General features: G+C 45.0%; 12 protein-coding genes. 7 read left to right on the plus strand and 5 right to left on the minus strand.

Features of this window, described 5'->3' with window-relative positions:
- Window positions 1–157 precede the first annotated feature (157 nt).
- From DW015_RS06625 to DW015_RS06635, 3 genes are all read right to left on the minus strand, one after another.
- Window positions 158–1,651 carry a sodium/solute symporter gene (locus DW015_RS06625; RefSeq protein ID WP_117905052.1) on the minus strand — a complete coding sequence of 498 codons (1,494 nt, stop codon included), beginning with the start codon at window positions 1,649–1,651 and terminating at the stop codon, window positions 158–160.
- A 241-nt stretch (window positions 1,652–1,892) separates the two neighbouring features.
- A complete protein-coding gene (locus DW015_RS06630; RefSeq protein WP_022288118.1) occupies window positions 1,893–1,997 on the minus strand; it encodes a DUF3789 domain-containing protein in 105 nt (34 codons plus the stop codon).
- A gap of 80 nt (window positions 1,998–2,077) precedes the next feature.
- Window positions 2,078–3,226 carry an SLC13 family permease gene (locus DW015_RS06635; protein WP_117905030.1) on the minus strand — a complete coding sequence of 383 codons (1,149 nt, stop codon included), beginning with the start codon at window positions 3,224–3,226 and terminating at the stop codon, window positions 2,078–2,080.
- Window positions 3,227–3,446: 220 nt separating this feature from the next.
- On the opposite strand from DW015_RS06635, the gene DW015_RS06640 reads away from it, so the two are divergent.
- The 6 genes from DW015_RS06640 to DW015_RS06665 all read left to right on the plus strand — a co-directional run bounded on the left by DW015_RS06640 (window position 3,447) and on the right by DW015_RS06665 (window position 9,697).
- Window positions 3,447–3,803 carry a dihydropteridine reductase gene (locus DW015_RS06640; protein WP_117905032.1) on the plus strand — a complete coding sequence of 119 codons (357 nt, stop codon included), beginning with the start codon at window positions 3,447–3,449 and terminating at the stop codon, window positions 3,801–3,803.
- Entirely contained in the window at window positions 3,803–4,681 is an 879-nt protein-coding gene (locus DW015_RS06645; RefSeq protein WP_117905034.1) for a hypothetical protein, read from the plus strand. The genes DW015_RS06640 and DW015_RS06645 overlap by 1 nt, the downstream gene beginning before the upstream one ends.
- A gap of 5 nt (window positions 4,682–4,686) precedes the next feature.
- Complete coding sequence (locus tag DW015_RS06650; RefSeq protein WP_117905036.1) at window positions 4,687–5,274, plus strand: TetR/AcrR family transcriptional regulator; 588 nt, start codon at window positions 4,687–4,689, stop codon at window positions 5,272–5,274.
- Window positions 5,275–5,354: 80 nt separating this feature from the next.
- Window positions 5,355–5,960: a TetR/AcrR family transcriptional regulator gene (locus tag DW015_RS06655; protein ID WP_117905038.1), complete on the plus strand. Its 606-nt coding sequence runs from the start codon at window positions 5,355–5,357 to the stop codon at window positions 5,958–5,960.
- Between the two features lie 249 nt (window positions 5,961–6,209).
- On the plus strand, window positions 6,210–7,958 hold the full coding sequence (locus tag DW015_RS06660; protein ID WP_117905053.1) for an ABC transporter ATP-binding protein: 1,749 nt from the start codon (window positions 6,210–6,212) through the stop codon (window positions 7,956–7,958).
- Window positions 7,959–7,960: 2 nt separating this feature from the next.
- A complete protein-coding gene (locus tag DW015_RS06665; protein WP_117905040.1) occupies window positions 7,961–9,697 on the plus strand; it encodes an ABC transporter ATP-binding protein in 1,737 nt (578 codons plus the stop codon).
- Window positions 9,698–9,758: 61 nt separating this feature from the next.
- Here the strand turns inward: DW015_RS06665 and DW015_RS06670 are convergent, their stop codons facing one another.
- Entirely contained in the window at window positions 9,759–15,527 is a 5,769-nt protein-coding gene (locus DW015_RS06670) for a DUF3320 domain-containing protein (RefSeq protein ID WP_117905042.1), read from the minus strand.
- 235 nt (window positions 15,528–15,762) lie between these two features.
- Here DW015_RS06670 and DW015_RS06675 point away from each other — a divergent pair, with 235 nt between their 5' ends.
- Complete coding sequence (locus DW015_RS06675) at window positions 15,763–18,513, plus strand: glycoside hydrolase family 3 protein (protein ID WP_117905044.1); 2,751 nt, start codon at window positions 15,763–15,765, stop codon at window positions 18,511–18,513.
- A gap of 225 nt (window positions 18,514–18,738) precedes the next feature.
- Here the strand turns inward: DW015_RS06675 and DW015_RS06680 are convergent, their stop codons facing one another.
- Window positions 18,739–19,008, minus strand: a complete 270-nt coding sequence (locus DW015_RS06680; RefSeq protein ID WP_046441127.1) for a hypothetical protein — start codon at window positions 19,006–19,008, stop codon at window positions 18,739–18,741.
- Window positions 19,009–19,108: the final 100 nt, after the last annotated feature.

Below are 19,108 nucleotides of genomic sequence, written 5' to 3' on the forward strand. Positions count from 1 at the left end.
AGAAATGTTACCAAATTAAAATATAAATCATTTGTTTACACAAATCATATGTGCAAAATTTGTGCATAATTGATGCAAGGGGCGTTATCTCCCTAAAAAAACAGGAACGAACAAAGTCCGTCCCTGTCTGCATTTCAAGTATGTAAGCGATGTGAAATCATATCTCGCTGTCATTATAGCACTCGAACACCTTTTCAGCATGAGCCTTGTCAGCGTCGCTCTGCCTTGTGATAAGGCTAACGATAGGTACAAGAACAAGTCCGAAAAGCATTGCAAATGCGCCTGCGTTGATAGGCGAGGCAAGGTTTATGCCCCAAAGTGTTCCTGTGTGTCCTGCAAGGGTGTAGTATGCCATGTGTACCACTGTTATGCCTACTCCTGCGATAAAGCTTGCCATGCAGGCTGCCTTTGTTACGCCCTTCCAGAAAAGTCCGTACATAAACGGCGCAAGGAATGCTCCTGCAAGTGCGCCCCATGAGATAGACATGAGAGTTGAAATTACTGTCTGTGGATTTTCAAGGGTGATTATTGCAAGCACAACTGAGATGATAAGAAATACGGCAATGAAAATTCTCATTGTGATAAGCTGTTTTTTCTCGTCCATTTTTTCTTTCATTATAGGCTTGATAAGGTCGATAGTCAAAGTGGAGCTTGATGTAAGCACAAGCGATGAAAGTGTCGACATTGAAGCCGAAAGCACAAGAACGATAACAAGTCCGAAAAGCAGTGAAGGGAGCTTTTCCATCATAGTCGGAACTATTCCGTCAAAACCGCCCTCAGGAAGTCCGTCAACGCTCTTGACAAAAAGTCTGCCGAAGCCACCAAGGAAGTAACAGCCGCCCGCTACCACTACTGCAAAGAATGTGGATACGATAGTGCCTGTTTTGATAGCCTTGTCGTCTTTTATTGCATAGAATTTCTGCACCATTTGCGGAAGTCCCCATGTGCCGAGAGAGGTAAGAATAACAACGCCTGCAAGGTTTATAGGGTCAGGACCGAATAGTGACGAATATGCACCCTTGTCGCCATTTGCGCCAGGAATATCACCAAGCAGGTCAAGAGAATTTCCAAGGCCACCGTTTTCGCCAAGCACTGCAAGCACTACCGCCGCAATGCCTACAAGCATTACTATTCCCTGAATAAAATCGTTCAGTGCTGTAGCTTTGTAGCCACCCATGATAACATACACCGCAGTGAAAACTGCCATACCGATTATACAATATTTGTAAGGAATGCCGAAGCCCTTCTCAAAAAGTCTTGACAAGCCGTTGTAGACCGAAGCCGTATAAGGGATAAGGAATACGAACACGATAAGTGCCGAAACTATCTTCAAAGGCTTGCTGTTGTATCTCTTTTCAAAATACTCAGGCATGGTCTTTGCCTCAAGGTGCTTTGACATTATCCTTGTACGTCTGCCCAAAACTTTCCATGCAAGCCATGAGCCTATGACGGCGTTTCCGATTCCTACCCATGTGGAAGCCACACCGTAATTCCAGCCGAATTTTCCTGCGTAGCCTACAAAAATTACTGCCGAGAAGTATGAAGTTCCATATGCAAAGGCTGTGAACCATGCTCCAAGACCTCTTCCTCCCAGTACAAAATCATTGACGCTTGCCGATTTTCTGCGGTAATAAACACCTATGCCTATCATAAGTGCAAGGTATAATACCAATACTATCCACCTTGCTGTCAATCCAATACACTCCTTTTACTTCATGTGTCACTTTAAAGCTTTTATGCTTTTGCGTTTTTACTTGCTAAAGTATAATGATACTATTATAGTACAAAGCGGAGTATTTGTCAATACGAAACGGCATAAAAAAAGCCACCGCAAAGGGAGATTTTGCGGCAGCTTTTTTGGTGAAAATCACGAAGTTTACCTGTGTAAAACATCATCGTTCATCATGACGGTCGCTTTCGCCTGCGGTGATACAAAGGCACATTGTCACAACGCCCACAAAACCGCCTACCAGCGTTCCTGCAAAAAATTCAAGCATAAAAACACCTCCTGCGGATAGTGTGGGCATTTAGCGAAAATGTTATGCAGATAAAGTGGGCAGGGTATAGAAAACTTATTTCAGTATGCGATCTTTACAGTCAGAGCCATTACAGCGAGAAAAGCGATATTTGCGGCTGTGAAATATGCGAAATATCTGCCTTTGATATGGGGGTGGCTGCGGCATATCTGCTTGTAGGATATAAGGCTTGCCATGGAGGCGATAAGAGTGCCAAGACCGCCTATGTTCGTTCCTATTATAAGTGCGTTCAGCTTGTTGGTGAAGCCTGAGAGGAGTATAGCACACGGAACGTTGCTTATTATCTGACTTGCGGCAACGGCAATAAAAAGCTCGTGACCGTTTATTATGCTGCTGAGTACACTGCGGAAAATTTCTACTCTGCCCATATTTCCGATAAAGATGAAAAACCCGCAGAATGTAAGAAGCAGTGAGTAATCAACTGTTTTAAGCACGTTTCTGTCAGCAATGGCAGAGAAAGCAAGTGCGCAGAGGGTTGTTATCTGCCATGGGATAAGCCTTGCAACTGTAAGCAGGCAAAGGACAAAAAGCAGGACGTATCCTGAAAGCTTTGTCTTGTCTTTAGTCGAATATGTATCGAAGTTTTCAGCAGTTATATCTGTCTTGACAGACAGCTTTCCTGATTTTTTACACACTGCAAGCGTCCACAGAAAAAGCATCGCTCCTGCCACAATAGTAAAGGGAAGCATAATTACAAGAAAATCGCTGAGCTTCATATCTGATACACCAAAAAGGTATAGATTCTGAGGATTGCCTATAGGCGTGAGCATACTGCCAAGATTTGCGGCAATGGTCTGCAGAACGACAATGGGTATGAGAAGCTTGCTGCCTGCTTCACCGAGAGTTGAGAGGGCGGTGAGAGTGAGGGGAACAAAGGTCAGAAGTGAAACGTCATTTGTTATGAACATACTTGAAAAGAAGCAAAGCCCCACAAGCACTATGGAAAGCTGAAATGCGGTATTGACTTTGCTTATGATAAATTTTGCACTGCGTTCAAAAATGCCAAGACCTTTGCAGCCCTCGGTCACTGTCATAAGAGAGAACAGAAGTCCAAGTGTTCGGAAGTCGATATAACTTGCATATGCTTTGTCAGGTGTGACGAAAAACGCAGATATAACGGCTAAGAGCATTGCCACTATCAGGACGGTTTCTTTTTTAGCGAAGTTAAAGGCTTTTTTTATGGCGTTCATTTTTATCATTTCCTGTCGTTGTATTCTTTATTTAGATTATACTACAAAATCAAAAATCTTTCAAGGAGCGAGAATGTCACTGCATTGACGAAAAAAGCGCAGTGTGGTATTATAATATCAGAAAAAAATTAAAATCGACACAAAGCTGCGGAGATGTTGTTCAGTTTTCTTTTGGAGTTATGTATAATATAGACATAAAATACAAAGGAGGCTGTGAAAAATGAACACAGATAAGATCTACGCAGAACAGTTGGCAAATGAATATGCACCAAAGGACACATCAAAGGTGGTGGCACTTCGCAAGCTTGACAGAAAGGCAAAGCTGCCTGCAAATATTTTCACCTATACTCTGGGAATAATCTCGGCACTGGTTTTTGGAACAGGTATGTGCCTTGCAATGGGACAGATAGGCGGACAAACCACGGTATCATTTATCGCAGGCATCGTTATCGGAGTTATCGGCATGATAGGCATGGGATTAAACTATCCTATCTACAAAAAGCTTCTTGAAAAGGGAAAGCAGAAATATGCTTTTGAGATAATTGAACTTGCGAAAACTATAAGTGACAAGAAATAATGAAAAAGGCAAAGAGCATACTTTTAAAGCTCTTTTTCCCACCTAAGTGGGTCATCTTTTTAGTGTCGCTCATAGGCTTTGGAGGACTTATAGGGGTGTTTGCTTCTAAAAATCAGCATGGCATTGCCGTATATACTATATATGGTATATCTGCTTATGCCCTTGCTGTGGTATCAGTTTCAGCACCTAAGATATACAAAAGTATCAGAAATTTTTCAAAAAACAACAGGGCTGTTGTAAAGCTAAAAGGCACTGAGTTTGGAGAAAAATATTTCAGCGACATTTCTTTTCGTGGAAGCGTGAGCATTTATCAGGGAATGGCGGTGAATTTTCTATATGTGGTGTTCCGCTTTGTTGCAGGGGTGATATATGCTTCCACATGGTTTATTTCAATGGCGGTGTATTATTTTGTGCTTGGCATACTAAGGGTGTATCTTATAAGCTGTTACAACAGAAAAAATGCAGACAGACTCAGGTGTTACCGCAACACGGCGTGGCTGCTTTTTGTACTAAACATACCTATGGGCGGAATGATACTGCTGATGATAAAGACGAACTCAGGGTACTCATATCCTGGGTATATAATATATGTTTCAGCCATGTATACATTTTATATATGTATAATCTCGGTGGTAAATCTGGTGAAGTTTCGCAGGCTGGGCGACCCTGTTTTGTCTGCGGCAAAGGTACTTAATTTGGTGTCTGCAATGATGTCTATACTTGGTTTGCAGACGGCGATGATCTCAGCATTTTCAAAAGACGGTGAGGGCTTCAGAAAGCTTATGAACACTCTTACAGGCACGGCGGTGTATGGTGCTGTGATAGTGATAGCGGTGTATATGATTATCCACAGCAGAAAGCTCAAAACAGAGAGGTGAGAGATTTGAACAATTCAGAAAGCAAATATTTTAATACCGCAGAGAAAATGGACAAGGCGTTTCTTGAACTGCTTCAGAAAAAGGATCTTTCTTTTATAACTGTTAAAGAGATATGTCAGAGGGCGGGTGTGAACCGCTCGACATTTTATCTGCACTATGAAACTATCGGCGATCTTTTGGAAGAGAGCCTTGAATATATGAACAACAAATTTCTCGAAACTTTTAAGGACAGGCAGAGCGTTTTGCCGGAAATAGAAAGCTGCTCACCCGATGAGCTTATATGGATAAAGCCCGAATATCTGCTGCCTTATCTCAATTATGTGAAGAACAACAGGCAGCTTTATCAGGCGGCGATGAAAAATCCTGCTGTGTTTGGTGCGGACAGGACTTACAAGAAGATGTTCGAGCATATTTTTGACCCTGTACTGGAAAGGTTCGGTGTGCCTGAGGAGCAGAGACACTATATTATGTCATTTTATGTAAACGGCATAGCGGGGATAATAGAGGAATGGCTAAAGGGCGGCTGCAAGGACGATATAGAGCATATCACAAAGATGATAGAGGGGTGTATACCGAAATTTAAAAAAATATGATATTCCCCCTTGACAAGTTTAAATAACCATGTTATAATAACACTGTTATTATAACATGGTTGTTTTCAGGCAGGTGCAAAATGAGAACGGAAACAGCAGGAGTTACAGAAACTCTTATAGAGAGTGCAAAAAAAGAATTTCTTGAACACGGCTTTCAAAATGCAAATCTTCGCAGGATCTCTTCTGAGAGCGGAGTAAGTACGGGGTCTATATATACACGCTTTGGGGACAAGGCTGGACTTTTTTCGGCGGTGGTAAAGCCGGCTGCAGACGGACTTATGGAGTTGTATCTTGAAAGCATAACCGCTGCAAGGGAGAGCGGCGACCCTGCGGAGGCGACAAGTCAGGGCAATGAGGGAACTGAGCTTGTGCTGAAATATATTTATGAAAACTTTGACGTTTTCAAGCTTATCTTCTGCCACTCGGCAGGAACGGAGTATGAGTATTATTTTGACGAGCTTGCTGAGATAGAGGAAAAGTATTACAGGGAGTTTGTAAAGCAGTTTTCAAGGCGTGAAAACATGGTGAGCGGCTTCTTTATACACGTTATCTGCCGAACAGGCTGGTCTTATATTTACGAGGTGGTCTCTCATGATCTTTCTTATGACGAGGCGCAGATCTTTATGAAAAGCATAAGAGAGTTCTGCTTCGCTGGCTGGGGGAAGGTTCTTGGGGCAGACCTGTGATGATATGCACTTGTAGGGGCAAACAGTGTTCGCCCGCTATAGCTATGTTTGGAGCTGTTTAGGAAACGTTGAGCCGCTCCCTTACAAATAAACCGTCAAAATCATTTTATTCTTTTAACATTTTCAGCAACCCCTTATAGGGTGTTGCTTTTTAAATGGCAATAGGTTAGTTTAATCTAACTTTATAAACAAACAGGAGGTATTGTTGTGAAAAAGAAAGAGAAAAAGAAAAGTTCCTTTGCAATTCTTATGCACTATGCAGGCGGACATAAGTATTATTCCTACGCTTCTGCTGTTCTTGCTGTAATAAGTGCATGGATAGCACTGATACCGTTTTATGATGTTTGGCGCATCATAAAAGAGATACTCAGGGTAAGACCTGATTTTTCAAAGGCGGAGAACATAAGCCGATACGGATGGGAGGCTGTGGGCTTTGCACTTCTTGGAATGGTTATATATATCGCTGCGCTAATGTGTTCTCACAAGGCAGCGTTCAGGGTGCAGGCTAACATGAGAGTGAGCATGATGAAGCATATTATGAAGCTTCCACTTGGTTATGTTGAAGCTGAGGGAACAGGAAAGATAAGAAAGATAGTTATGGATTCAAGTGCGTCAACGGAAACCTATCTTGCCCACAATTTTCCCGACAAGGCTGTTTCAATGGCGACCCCTGTGGGTCTGCTTGTTATGATGTTCATATTCGACTGGCGGCTTGGACTTATTAGCCTTATCCCTGCGTTCATCGCATTTGTGCTTATGGGCACGCTTATGATGGGTCCTAAAATGGCGGAGGATATGAAGCAGTATCAGAATGCACTTGAAAAAATGTCCTCTGAGGCGGTGGAGTATGTTCGTGGAATACCTGTTGTAAAAACCTTTGGTCAGACGATATTTTCTTTCAAGCGTTTCAAGCTTGCTATTGACGAATATGAAAAGTGGACTCTTGGATACACAAAGAACATGATGCTTCCTATGATATGCTTCACCACTGCGGCAAACGGCATTTTTGCGGCGCTTATAATTGCGGCTTTCAAACTCACTTCCCATGGAGTTACGGACGAGTTTGTTCTTAATCTTTTCTTTTATGTGATAATAACTTCTATTCTTACTGTAACACTTATGAAGATAGCATATGCAGGAGAGTCACAGATGTTGGTGGACGACGCTGTGAACAGAATGTATTCTATTCTTGAAACTGAGCCGCTTGCTGAGACAAAGAGCGGTGAAACTCCAAAGGACTCATCTATCCAGCTTGACAATGCGGTGTTTGCTTATGACAATGCAGAGAGCAACGCTGTTGACGGAATAACGATGAACATAAAGGCAGGAGAGCATATTGCGGTAGTAGGTCCCTCAGGGGGAGGAAAGACCACCCTTTGTTCGCTTATCGCACGTTTCTGGGATGTAAAGAGCGGCTCTATAAAGATAGGAGGGGCAGACGTGAGAAACATTCCGTCAGAGGAGCTTATGAAGTATGTTTCATATGTTTTCCAGGACAGCAAGCTTCTTAAAATGAGTATTCTCGACAACGTGCGAATGGGCAGACCTGACGCCACGGACGAGGAGGTCATGACGGCGCTTCGTGACGCACAGTGCATGGATATAATCGAGAAGCTCCCTGATGGCGTTGATACTATGATAGGCTCAAAGGGTATATACGTTTCGGGGGGCGAGTGTCAGAGGCTTTCTATTGCAAGGGCTTTTTTGAAAAATGCGCCTGTGCTTATACTTGATGAGGCGACGGCTTTTGCCGACCCTGACAACGAGAGGTCTGTTCAGCAGGCTTTTGAGAGGCTTTCAAAAGACAAGACAGTTATAATGATAGCACACAGGCTTTCAACGGTAACAAACGCAGACCGCATTTACGTTCTTTCTGAGGGCAGGATAGCAGAGAGCGGAAAGCATGAGGAGCTTATAGAGCAGGGCGGGATCTACAGCCGTATGTGGAACGAATACAACAGGTCTGTAAGCTGGCAGGTCAGAAAGGCAGGGGTTTGATTATGAGCTTCACGGAAAAATTAAAACACAAATATGCCCTTTCAGACAAGGGTGCAAAAGGCATGATAAGGGCGTTTATTGCTGTTACGCTTGCTAACCTTGTGCTTATGCTCCCTGTGGGGCTTTTATATGTGCTTTCCTCATATCTTCTTGAGGGAGAGCTTCCAAGAGATAAGTTCCGGCTTTTTATCGGGGCGATAGTGGGAGTGCTTTTGCTCATTGCCCTTACAACGCTGTTTCAGTATAAGTCCACGTTTTACTCTACATATGTTGAAAGCGGTGTAAGACGAAGGACGCTTGCGGAAAAGCTCAGGAAGATACCCCTTTCATACTTTGGCAAGAAAGACCTTGCCGACCTTACGAACACTATCATGACGGACTGTGCAATGATAGAAACAGGCTCTTCGCATTGGATACCTGAGCTTGTGGGCGGTATCGTCTCCACTACTATCATTGTTATAAGCTTGTTTTTCTTTGACTGGAGAATGGCTCTTGCTTCAGTTTGGGTAATGCCGGTAGCATTTATCATAGTTATTTCTTCAAAGAAGGTTATGTCAAGGATACACGAAAAGACGATGAAATATCGTATAGATTGCATTGACGGCATTCAGGAGGGGCTTGAAACTCTCCGTGACCTGCGTTCATACAACATGACAGAGAAATACTCTGAGGGGCTTGAAAAGAAGATAAAGGCTGTGGAAAAGCACGCTATCGTGGCGGAGCTTGCAAATGCGGTATTCGTATGCTCAGCGCAGATGATACTAAAACTCGGTATTGGAACTGTGGCTGTTGTGGGAAGCTCGCTTCTTGTAAATGGTGAGATAACGGTGCTGACGTTCTTTATGTTCCTGCTGGTGGTAACAAGAATGTATGAGCCGCTTCAGATAGCGCTTCAGAATTTGGCTGCCATAATAAGCCTTGACGCAAACTGCAATCGTATGGACGAGATACTTTCCCACGAGGAGCAGTCGGGCAGTGATAAGCTTGACAACAAGGGTTATGATATCACATTCGATCATGTTGCTTTCTCATACAAGAGTGAAGAGCAGGTGCTTTCTGATGTAAGCTTCACTGCAAAGCAGGGTGAGATAACAGCACTTATTGGTCCGTCCGGCGGAGGAAAGACCACTGTTGCAAGGCTTGCGGCAAGATTTTGGGATAATGACAAGGGCAAGATAACTGTTGGCGGAATGAATGTTGCAAACGTTGACCCTGAGAAGCTTTTGTCACTTTACTCTATCGTTTTCCAAGATGTAACGCTGTTTAACAACACTGTTATGGAGAATATCAGGATAGGCAGAAAGGACGCAACGGACGAGGAGGTTATGGCGGCGGCAAGGCTTGCACACTGCGAGGACTTTGTTGAGAAGATGCCTGACAAGTGGAACAGCATGATAGGCGAGAACGGCTCGGAGCTTTCGGGCGGTGAAAGACAGCGTATATCCATAGCGAGGGCATTTCTGAAGGACGCTCCTATCATTCTTATGGACGAGGCTACAGCTTCTCTGGACGTTGACAACGAGTCGCTTATACAGGAGTCTATTGCAAAGCTTATACAGAACAAGACTGTGCTTATAATAGCACACAGAATGAGAACTGTTGACGGTGTGGACAAGATAGTTGTGCTTAAAGACGGCAAGGTGGCTGAGACAGGCTCGCCTGAGGCGCTTAAAAAGACTAACGGTATCTACAAGCACATGGTTGAGATGCAGCTTTGCTCGGAGAAATGGAAATACTGATATGAATAGAAACCACCGCTGGGAGGAAAACTCTCGGCGGTGGTTTTGGTTTGTTTGAGTATTATTTTGCGGAGATGTTTCCGCTTTCTGATTTTTTGATAAGACCTGCGGTGAGAGCTTTTTTCAGGGTGTAGCTTATTACGCTCTCTGTTATGCCCACAGCTCTTGTGTAGCCGAATTTCTTGGCTGTTTCTCTTACAAGGTCGGTTTCTGAAAGGCTTATCTGCTGGCAAAGCACTTCTTTCACGGCGTTTATTATCTCCTCGGAGGGGATATCCTCCATGCTTCGCTTGTTGGTATCATCGCTTGTGCGATAGATAGAATAGCTTTCAGGGGATTGCCCCTCTTTCCAAAGGAAAACTCTGTTTTCATCGGCTGTGGCGAATGGTGAAACGCCTTGTGCGGCATCGGCAAAGATGCTTTCCACTCTTGAGCCGCTTCGTGTTATGCCCCATGCGGTGAAAACTTTTCTCATGAAAAGCTTTTCGCTTATTGGTGCTTCGACAGCGATTATCTTTTCGGCTGTTTCTCTTATTTTCTGCTTGTTTTCGGGCTTATAAAAGTCATCAGATGTACCCATTATGCCAATATCTGCGGTCACATAGGGCTGTGCAAAGGCTGATGTGAGGGCGGAAGCTTCTTCTCTTTCAAACTGCGATGTGGAATAGACAGCAGGCTTTGAGGGGGGAGCGGTTACGGCTTCATGCTTTGGTGCGCTGTCTATGGCGGCTTTTATGTTTCCCAGAACTCGGTCTTTATCGTCAAACCAATCGAGCGTCCACACTCTCAGGATATTCCAGCCAAGACCGTTAAGCACGCTTGGCTGTAGGATAAATCTATCCTGTGCGGTTGAGCTGTGGAGAGTGTTGTCACCGTCAAGGAGTATGCCCAAGAGATACTCCTTTTCGTTGTCAGGGTCGATTATGCCAATATCAACTTTGAACTCGGAGCTTCCGATGTTGCATTTCACCCCATAGCCAAGCTCTTTTATGGCTTTTGCGATACACTCTGTTACAGTGCTGTCGCTTGTGCTTTTTGTGGTGCTGTGGGCTGTTACGGCAAGCTTTCCACGCTCGGCAAACTCCAGGAAGCCTTTAAGTCCTGCAACGCCCTCGGAACGTGTTCTTGAAAGGTCTATCTGCTCAGGACGGAGGACAGAGTAGACTATCATGGCTTTTCTTGCACGGGATATTGCTACATTAAGTCTTCGCCAGCCGCCGTCACGGTTGAGAGGGCCGAAGTTCATTGAAACTTGTCCTTTTTCGTCAGGACCATAGCCAACAGAGAAGAGTATAACGTCACGCTCGTCGCCCTGGACGTTTTCAAGGTTTTTGATGAAGACCGGCTCCGGTGACTTTCTGTCAAGCTCTTCAAGCTCGGGGTGGTTTGCCCACTCTTCGCAGAGCATATCATCAATGAGATTTTGCTGAACGGAGCTGAATGTTACAACACCTATGCTGTCATTGCGGAGCTTTTCATCGCTCATTCGTCTTATTATCTCGTCAACAACGGCTCTTGCTTCCGCCTTGTTCTGCTTTGTTCTGCCCTTGTCATAGTGACCCTCTGGGTGGATAATGCTCACCTTTGAAATGAGGTCGTTATGGGACGGGAATGTGAGAAGCTTATTGTCATAGTATTTCATGTTGCTGTAGGCAATAAGGCTCTCGTGGCGTGAACGATAATGCCATTTGAGATACTGCTGCGGCATTGAGATAGCAAGGCAATCGTCAAGGAGGCTTTCAAGGTCTTCTTTTTCGCTGTTTTCTTCGTCTATCCGATTTGAGGAGAAGAAGTTTGTTGGCGGGAGCTGTTTAGGGTCGCCCACAATAACAACGTTCTCGCCCCTTGCAATAGTGCCTGCGGCTTCGGCTGTGGGAAGCTGTGAAGCTTCGTCAAAGATAACAAGGTCGAATTTAGGGAACGAGGGGTCTATATACTGTGCAACTGATATTGGACTCATGAGCATACAAGGGCAGAGCTTGCGGAGAAGATTTGGTATCTTATCGAAAAGGCTTCTAAGTGACATCATTCTGCCGTTGCTCTTTATGGCACGTTTGAGTATGCCCATTTCAGAGGTGGAAGCGCAGGCTGAGCCTTGGGCAGGTATTTTTGCGGAAAGACGAGCCAAAAGCTCCTGTATAGTCAGGCGTGAGAATTTATCGAGAGTGTCTTTGAACTGTGTGATAAGGTCGTTTGCACTGTTACTGCTGAACTGGCTAAGACGTTTATCGCTGTTTATTATCATAAGTGCAAGCTGATAATTTAGCGTGCAGGAGAATGCTTTTTCTACGTTTTCGCTGTCAACATTGCCTGTGCGGTAGCTTTCGCTGACACCTGAAAGTCCGTTGTCGGAAAGCTCTTTGTCAACGCTGTTGAACTGGGCGGCGTATCTAAGCTTATCGGCGTTTTCGGCATAGGTATTAAGCTTTTCTGCGGATAAGCCGAGCCAGTCTGCGTTTGTTTCTAAGGCAGTCATATTGACTGAGAAGCTGTCCTCAAAGGCTGAAAGCTTTTCAAGGAACGAGGAGAGAGCCTGTCCTTCAGAAGTGCAGTTTGCTTTTCCGATAGTCTGAGCCATTTGTGCAGGGTCAGCACCCGCTTTCTGCTTAATGACATTCATAATGCTGTCGGTTTTTGAAACGGCTTTTTCAAGGACATTCCAATCGGTCTGCTCGTTCATGTAAATACCTGTGAGAAGCGCTGTTACATCTGACGGCAGGCTTCGCAGGAAGTCTTTCTTTTCGCTTATGGTGCAAAGCTTATCGAGAATTTCACCAAGGTTTGCTTTTGTAACGGAAGCAGGGTCTTTGGCATGGAGCTTTATTCCCTTTGTGAGCTTTCCAAGCTTCATGGCTTTTGGCAAAAACCAGCTTTGCTCTGCCTGCTTATAGAGCATTTTCGATTCTGACGCAGGAAGGTCAAAAATGCTTTTTTCAAAATGGCTGAGGATATCGGTGCAGAGAGCGGTATACTCTTTTCCTACGGCAAGAGTATCTTTGATCTTTTGCAGGGTGATATCATAGTGAGGTGCGCAGAGAAGTCCGTCAAGAAGTTCACCGTCAGCGGTGGAAGCTTTGTATATGTGGGAAAGCATTTTTACTGCTGTCTTGTCAAGGTCGCCTCTGTAGCTATAAGCCTGTGCGAGAGTTTGTGCGCACTGAGAGGAAGCGGTGGCTTTTTGGGCAAGGTCGGCGGCTTCAGTGTGGAACTTGTCACGCTGTTCCATAGAATATGATGTAATGCCGATGTCTTTAAGTGGGAAGTCGGCAAAGTCGCCTGTTTCGGCTATGGCTATGGAATATCTATGTACAAGGTCGCTGAAACGGTCGAGAGTTTCCTTTGCTATGTTTGTGAGAATATCTTTTGAAACTGATATTTTGCCTTTTTCGGATATGCTGCGCTCATAGGCTGATATAGCTTCATAAAGGGTCACACCACAGTTACGCTTTTCGTGAAGTGCGGTTATGGTATCGTTGAGCTGGGCTTTCTGAGCTTTGAGCCTTGCGGCTTCGGCTGAATACTCCTCGGGAGATTTTATTTTGCCCACTTCAAGGGCTTTGTCAAGCTCTGCAAGGACAGTGGTCTTGTTTGTTTTATTGGAGTGGAGTTCAAGGCAGAACGGGTCAAGCCCTAGGTTTGCAAGACGTTTCTGCACCACGTTGAGGGCTGCCATTTTTTCGGCAACGAACAGCACGCTTTTATCATTATAGAGTGCGTTTGCTATCATATTTGTGATGGTTTGAGATTTTCCTGTTCCCGGAGGGCCGTGGAGGACAAAGCTTTGTCCGTTTCCTGCTGCGGCAATGGCGGCAAGCTGTGAGGAGTCTGCGCTCATCGGCACTGCCATGTTTTCAAGGTCAAGGTCGGAATCTATATTCTCAGGGGTTATGCTTATATCCTCTGGGGCATAGGTGAGAGAACCAGCCATAAGGCTGGACACCACCTTGTTTTGGCTTATCTCCTCTGAGCGGTTGCGAAGGTCGTTCCACATTACGAACTGGCTGAACGAGAACAGACCGATAAAGGCATATTCCTCGATGTTCCAACGCTTTTTGCCCATGACCGCCTGACGGATAGTATTGAAAACAAGTGGCAGGTCAATGCCGTGTTCGTCAAGTGGGAGAGGGTCAAGACCTGTGATACTGATGCCGTGGTCTTGGCGGAGATATTCAAGAAGCGTGACGTTTATCTGAGTTTCTTCCTGTCTGCTCCTTATTATATAGCCTTTATTGCGTGTGTTGCGGACGATATCTATAGGGATAAGCACCAAAGGGGCATAGCGTGGCTTTTCGGAAAGGTCGCTTTCATACCAGCGGAGAAGTCCCAGAGCGAGGAAAAGGGTGTTGCTGCCGTTTTCCTCCATGCTCACCTTTGCGGAGCGGTAGAGGCTTTTAAGGGCGGAGTCAAGGTCAGTTTCGCTGAGGAAAGTTCTTATGCGGTTGTTTTTGAACTCGTTCTCGGCGATATTTGTCACAAGGTCCTTTTCGTTCTCGATAGCGAATATTTTTTCGTCACGAGTGGAAACTGTCCACTCGGTAGGTATTTCCATGATACGGAAGTCACTTCCGCTTGCAAGCTCGTCCTCAAGCTTTCCAAGGTCTGCGGTCATAAGCTGCATGGTGTTCTTTGTGACACGGAAGTTCAAAAGAGAATTTCGCAGGCTGAAATCAAGAAGCTTTCTTTCCCATATGCGCATTTTTGTGACGGGCTTATCGTTGCCCTCTGCCACTTTGCCAAGAAGCGAGCTGTTAAGCTCGGAGGGGGCGAGCATCTCTTTTGGCTTGTCGGATTCTTCTGCAAGCTGCAGACCTGAATAGGTTTGCTCGGGACGCAGCGGGATAGGTCTTATGCCACTTCCACGGGTGCGGATAATGTCTATGACGCATTGAAATTCCATGTTGCTTATATGGTCTTTGCCGTGTTTCATGGCATGGTCGAAACGCTCGACATCGTGAACGTTGCTGTCAACAAAGTCTGTACACTCCACAAGGAGCATTTCTTCGGCATTTTCTGCAATGCGCTTTTCAATGGCGGAAACATCGTCAACGCAACAATCTGCGAAAGTTTCGTTTTCAAGCCAACAGCCGCAGAATGCGTGACCTGTCATGAAAAACAGCAGAGGGTGAAGTCCCACCGCTTCAAGGCAGGCGGCATAAAGCACCGCAAGGTCAAGACAAGTGCCCATTTTTTGCTCCAAGACCTTATGCGGCAGGCGTATCCTCTGACCTATGACTTCATAGCTTGCAGGGGGATCGTTGTAGACTATTTTCTGCTGGACGAGGGCGGCAAAAATTGCTGCCATTTGAAGCTTCACGTTGTTTGGGTTGTTGGTCTGATAGCCTGTGAAAGAGGGGTCGCCTTTCCACTTTTTCAGGAACGTGGAAGCGTCATGAATAACTGGGGAGAGCGCAGGGTGATTTGGCGTAACAAATGCGGCTATCATCTCAGGCATTATGTTCAAACCGCTCCACTGATCGCAGGCGAGAAGCTCTATAGTGTTCTGATAGGTGAAGATATTTTCACCCTTTTGAAGCACCTCAATGGTGATATTGCCCACCATTTTTTCTGTAAGAGAGAAAAGAAGATCTGTGTTGGTAGATATCTTCACGGGGGATATCTCGGCAGAACTTTTTGCGGGGATAGAGCCGATATAATATGTAAATTCCTTTGCAAACTCAGGCTCAAAGGTTATTTTAAGTCCGATATTCTCAAGTGCTTCCTCTGAGTTGTTATTTACTACAAGACTTCTTATAACAGGGACATAGTTTTGCTGCATGGCAAAGTTTATAGATGCGTTTATGTGTCCGCCGACAGTGACGATATTATCCACTTTTACCCCTCCGACAATAATTTTTTTAATAAGGAACACCGAACAAGAAGCGTGCGGTGCAGTCATATATACTCATTATAGCACAAATAAACACATTGTGCAATATTTTTCCTGAGGACATGATATGCTATATAAAAAGTAAACCCATTGTTCATAGTATCTTTATTGAATAGGTGGGAGGGTTGTGCTATAATACACTTTGAAATTCAATAGAAAATATGGAAAGGTGAAAGCTATGGAAAGAATACTTGATTGGAACAAATATCTTGATACTGCGGCGAAAATGGTTTCTGAGGGAATCGTTATGCTCAAAAATGAAAATAATGCTCTGCCACTTGATACAGACAAAGAGGTGGCTGTTTTCGGACGCATACAGTTTCATTATTATAAAAGCGGAACAGGCTCGGGAGGAATGGTGAACGTTACTAAGGTAGTGAACATTCTGGACGGGCTTATTGATAACGGTGTAAAGGTCAATGAGAAGCTTCTTGACACATACAGAAAATGGGACAAGGAAAACCCATTCGACTTAGGCGAGGGCTGGGGCGGAGAGCCGTGGTCGCAGAAAGAGATGCCACTTGACGAGGGGCTTGTCAAAGAAACTGCAAAAAGCTGTGAAACTGCCATTGTGATAATAGGCAGGACAGCAGGCGAGGAGCAGGACAACAGGCTGGAGGCAGGCTCTTATTTGCTAAGCGATGACGAGATAGCTATGCTCAAGGTGGTGAGGGAGAATTTCAAGAAGGTTGTTTTGCTTCTCAACGTGGGAAATATCATCGATATGACCGACATAAACAGAATTGCCCCTGACGCTGTGCTTTATGTATGGCAGGGGGGAATGACAGGCGGAAAGGGTACAGCGGACGTTTTGACAGGAAAGGTCAGCCCAAGCGGAAAGCTTCCTGACACTATCGCATACAAGGCGTCTGACTACCCTTCGGACGCTAATTTCGGCAGGGAGAAAAACAGGGATATTTACGCTGAGGATATTTATGTGGGATATCGCTATTTTGAGACTTTTGCTAAAGAAAAAGTGCTTTATCCGTTCGGATTTGGTCTTTCTTACACTGCGTTTGAGATAAAGACGGAAAAGGCTGAGATAACAGAGGGGGCTGTGAAGCTTTCTGTATCGGTGAAAAATATCGGTTCTTACAAGGGCAAAGAGGTAATAGAGGTCTACTGCGAAGCTCCGCAGGGAAGGCTCGGCAAGGCGGCGAGAGTGCTTTGCGGCTTTGAAAAGACTAAGGAGCTTGTACCACAGGAAGATCAGGTGGTTGAGATAGCAGTGGATATCGCAAAGCTTGCTTCTTATGACGATTCTGGTGTGACGGGCAACAAGTCATGCTATGTGCTTGAAGCAGGGGAATATAAATTCTATGTGGGCAGTGACGTGAGAAGTGCTGAATATGCTTGCAGTTTTGAGCAGGGCGAGGATTTTGTAACAGAAAGGCTCACTCAGGCGCTTGCTCCTGTGGAGAGCTTTGAGAGAATAAAGCCTGTTTGTAAGGGCGGAGCTTTCAGCATTGGCAGAGAGGCTGTGCCTGTATCTGAGGTAGACGAGAGTGCAAGGCGTTTGGAGAAGCTTCCGAAAGAGATCGCCTACACCGGTGACAAGGGCATAAAGCTTTGGGACGTTAAGAACGGCAAGAACACAATGGACGAATTTATTGCACAGCTTTCAGACTATGACCTTTCCTGCATTATAAGGGGCGAGGGCATGGGAAGCCCAAGGGTCACGGCTGGTACGGCTTCGGCGTTCGGAGGAGTGTCGGAAAATCTCAATGGCTTTGGCATACCTGCTGGCTGCTGTTCGGACGGTCCGTCGGGCATGAGGCTTGACTGCGGCACAAAGGCTTTCAGCCTGCCGAACGGCACTATGATAGCTTCTTCGTTCAACAAGGAGCTTACAAGTGAGCTTTTCACTTTTATGGGGCTTGAAATGGCGGCTAACAAGGTGGATTGTCTGCTTGGCCCCGGAATGAACATTCACAGACACCCTTTGAACGGCAGAAACTTTGAGTATTTCTCGGAAGATCCTTTTCTTACGGGCAAAATGGCGGCGGCTGAGTTAAAGGGCATGGCTGGTGCAGGGGTGACAGGTACGATAAAGCACTTCTGTGCGAACAACCGTGAGACAAACAGGCATTTTATCGACTCGGTGGTATCGGAAAGAGCACTTAGGGAGATATATCTAAAGGGTTTTGAGATAGCGGTAAAAGAGGGAGGAGCTTCCTCTGTTATGACCACATATGGCAGAGTAAACGGCTTGTGGACGGCAGGAAACTTTGACCTTAACACAGTGATACTTCGTGAGGAATGGGGCTTCAAGGGCTTCACCATGACGGACTGGTGGGCGAACATAAACGTTCGTGGAAAAGAGCCTGACAAGACGGATCTTGCAGCTATGGCTAGGGCGCAGAACGATGTTTACATGGTTTGTCCTGACGGAGAAAAGAATGACGATAACACGCTTGTTGCCCTTGAAAATGGCGGTATAGAGAGGTGTGAGCTTCAGAGAAATGCGGCGAACATATGCGGATTTCTTCTTCACACTAATGCTCTTAAGCGTGCGGAGGGTATAGGAGATACTGTCAAGGTGATAAACCGAGAGGACGAGGAGCAGGAGGACGACAAGCCTGTACAGTTTTACAAGGTAGACCGTGACATAACTCTTGACCTTAGTGATGTTGACACAAAGAAAGGCACTTCTTATAGCTTTGCTCTTGACCTGTCAAACTTCGGTATTTACAGGGTGATAGTTACGGCAAGCTCTACACAGAGTGAGCTTGCGCAGATACCTATGACGCTGTTCAGCATGGGTACTGCGGTGGGCACGTTCACGTTCAACGGCACTGGTGGCAAGGCTGTTTCAATGGAAAAGGAAACGCCTATGTTCTCACGCTTCACAACTTTCAGGATATACTTTGCACAGAATGGGCTTGACCTGCACAGTATCAGGTTTGAGTTGACGGACAAGGAACGTTGATTTAAGGCTGGCGTTATGTTTTGTGCAAGTGAATAAACAGCAAGATCGGTCAGTAGATCCCAAATGGGATCACTGGCCGATTTTTTTGTGGTATTTGTGGGTGATCTGGGCATGAAAAAAGGACTATCAAATGATAGTCCTGAAATTGTCTTGCTGATACCAAATGGATGCATATCTAAAACAATATAAATTATGACCATTCCGATTAAAAATTATTCCTCCCGGTCAATATTCATTGAACTCATCGATCATTCTGCGATATTCTTTTTCCTCACAATCCACATAATCTTTAGCAAACTGTTCAACCTCAGATATACTGTTTTCCAGCAGTTCAAAATTCACCGCAGCCGAAAAAACATCAATTTCAAGCTTTTCGGACTTATCTGCAAAGACTTCAACTGTAAACCCGTTACAGCGAACATCATTACCGTCCTTATCCTCCCGATGCAGATCAGTATCGGGAGATATTTTCACATAAAAACCATTGTATTTCATTCAACCACTCTCCTTAAAATCTCATCTGCATATCATCGTCAAGGTCGTAATCATCATCAAAATCCTCATCGAATTCATCATTCACGTAATACTCAAGCTG

The organism is Ruminococcus sp. AF37-20 (assembly GCF_003460465.1).
GTDB classification, from domain to species: Bacteria; Bacillota; Clostridia; order Oscillospirales; family Ruminococcaceae; genus Hominimerdicola; species Hominimerdicola aceti.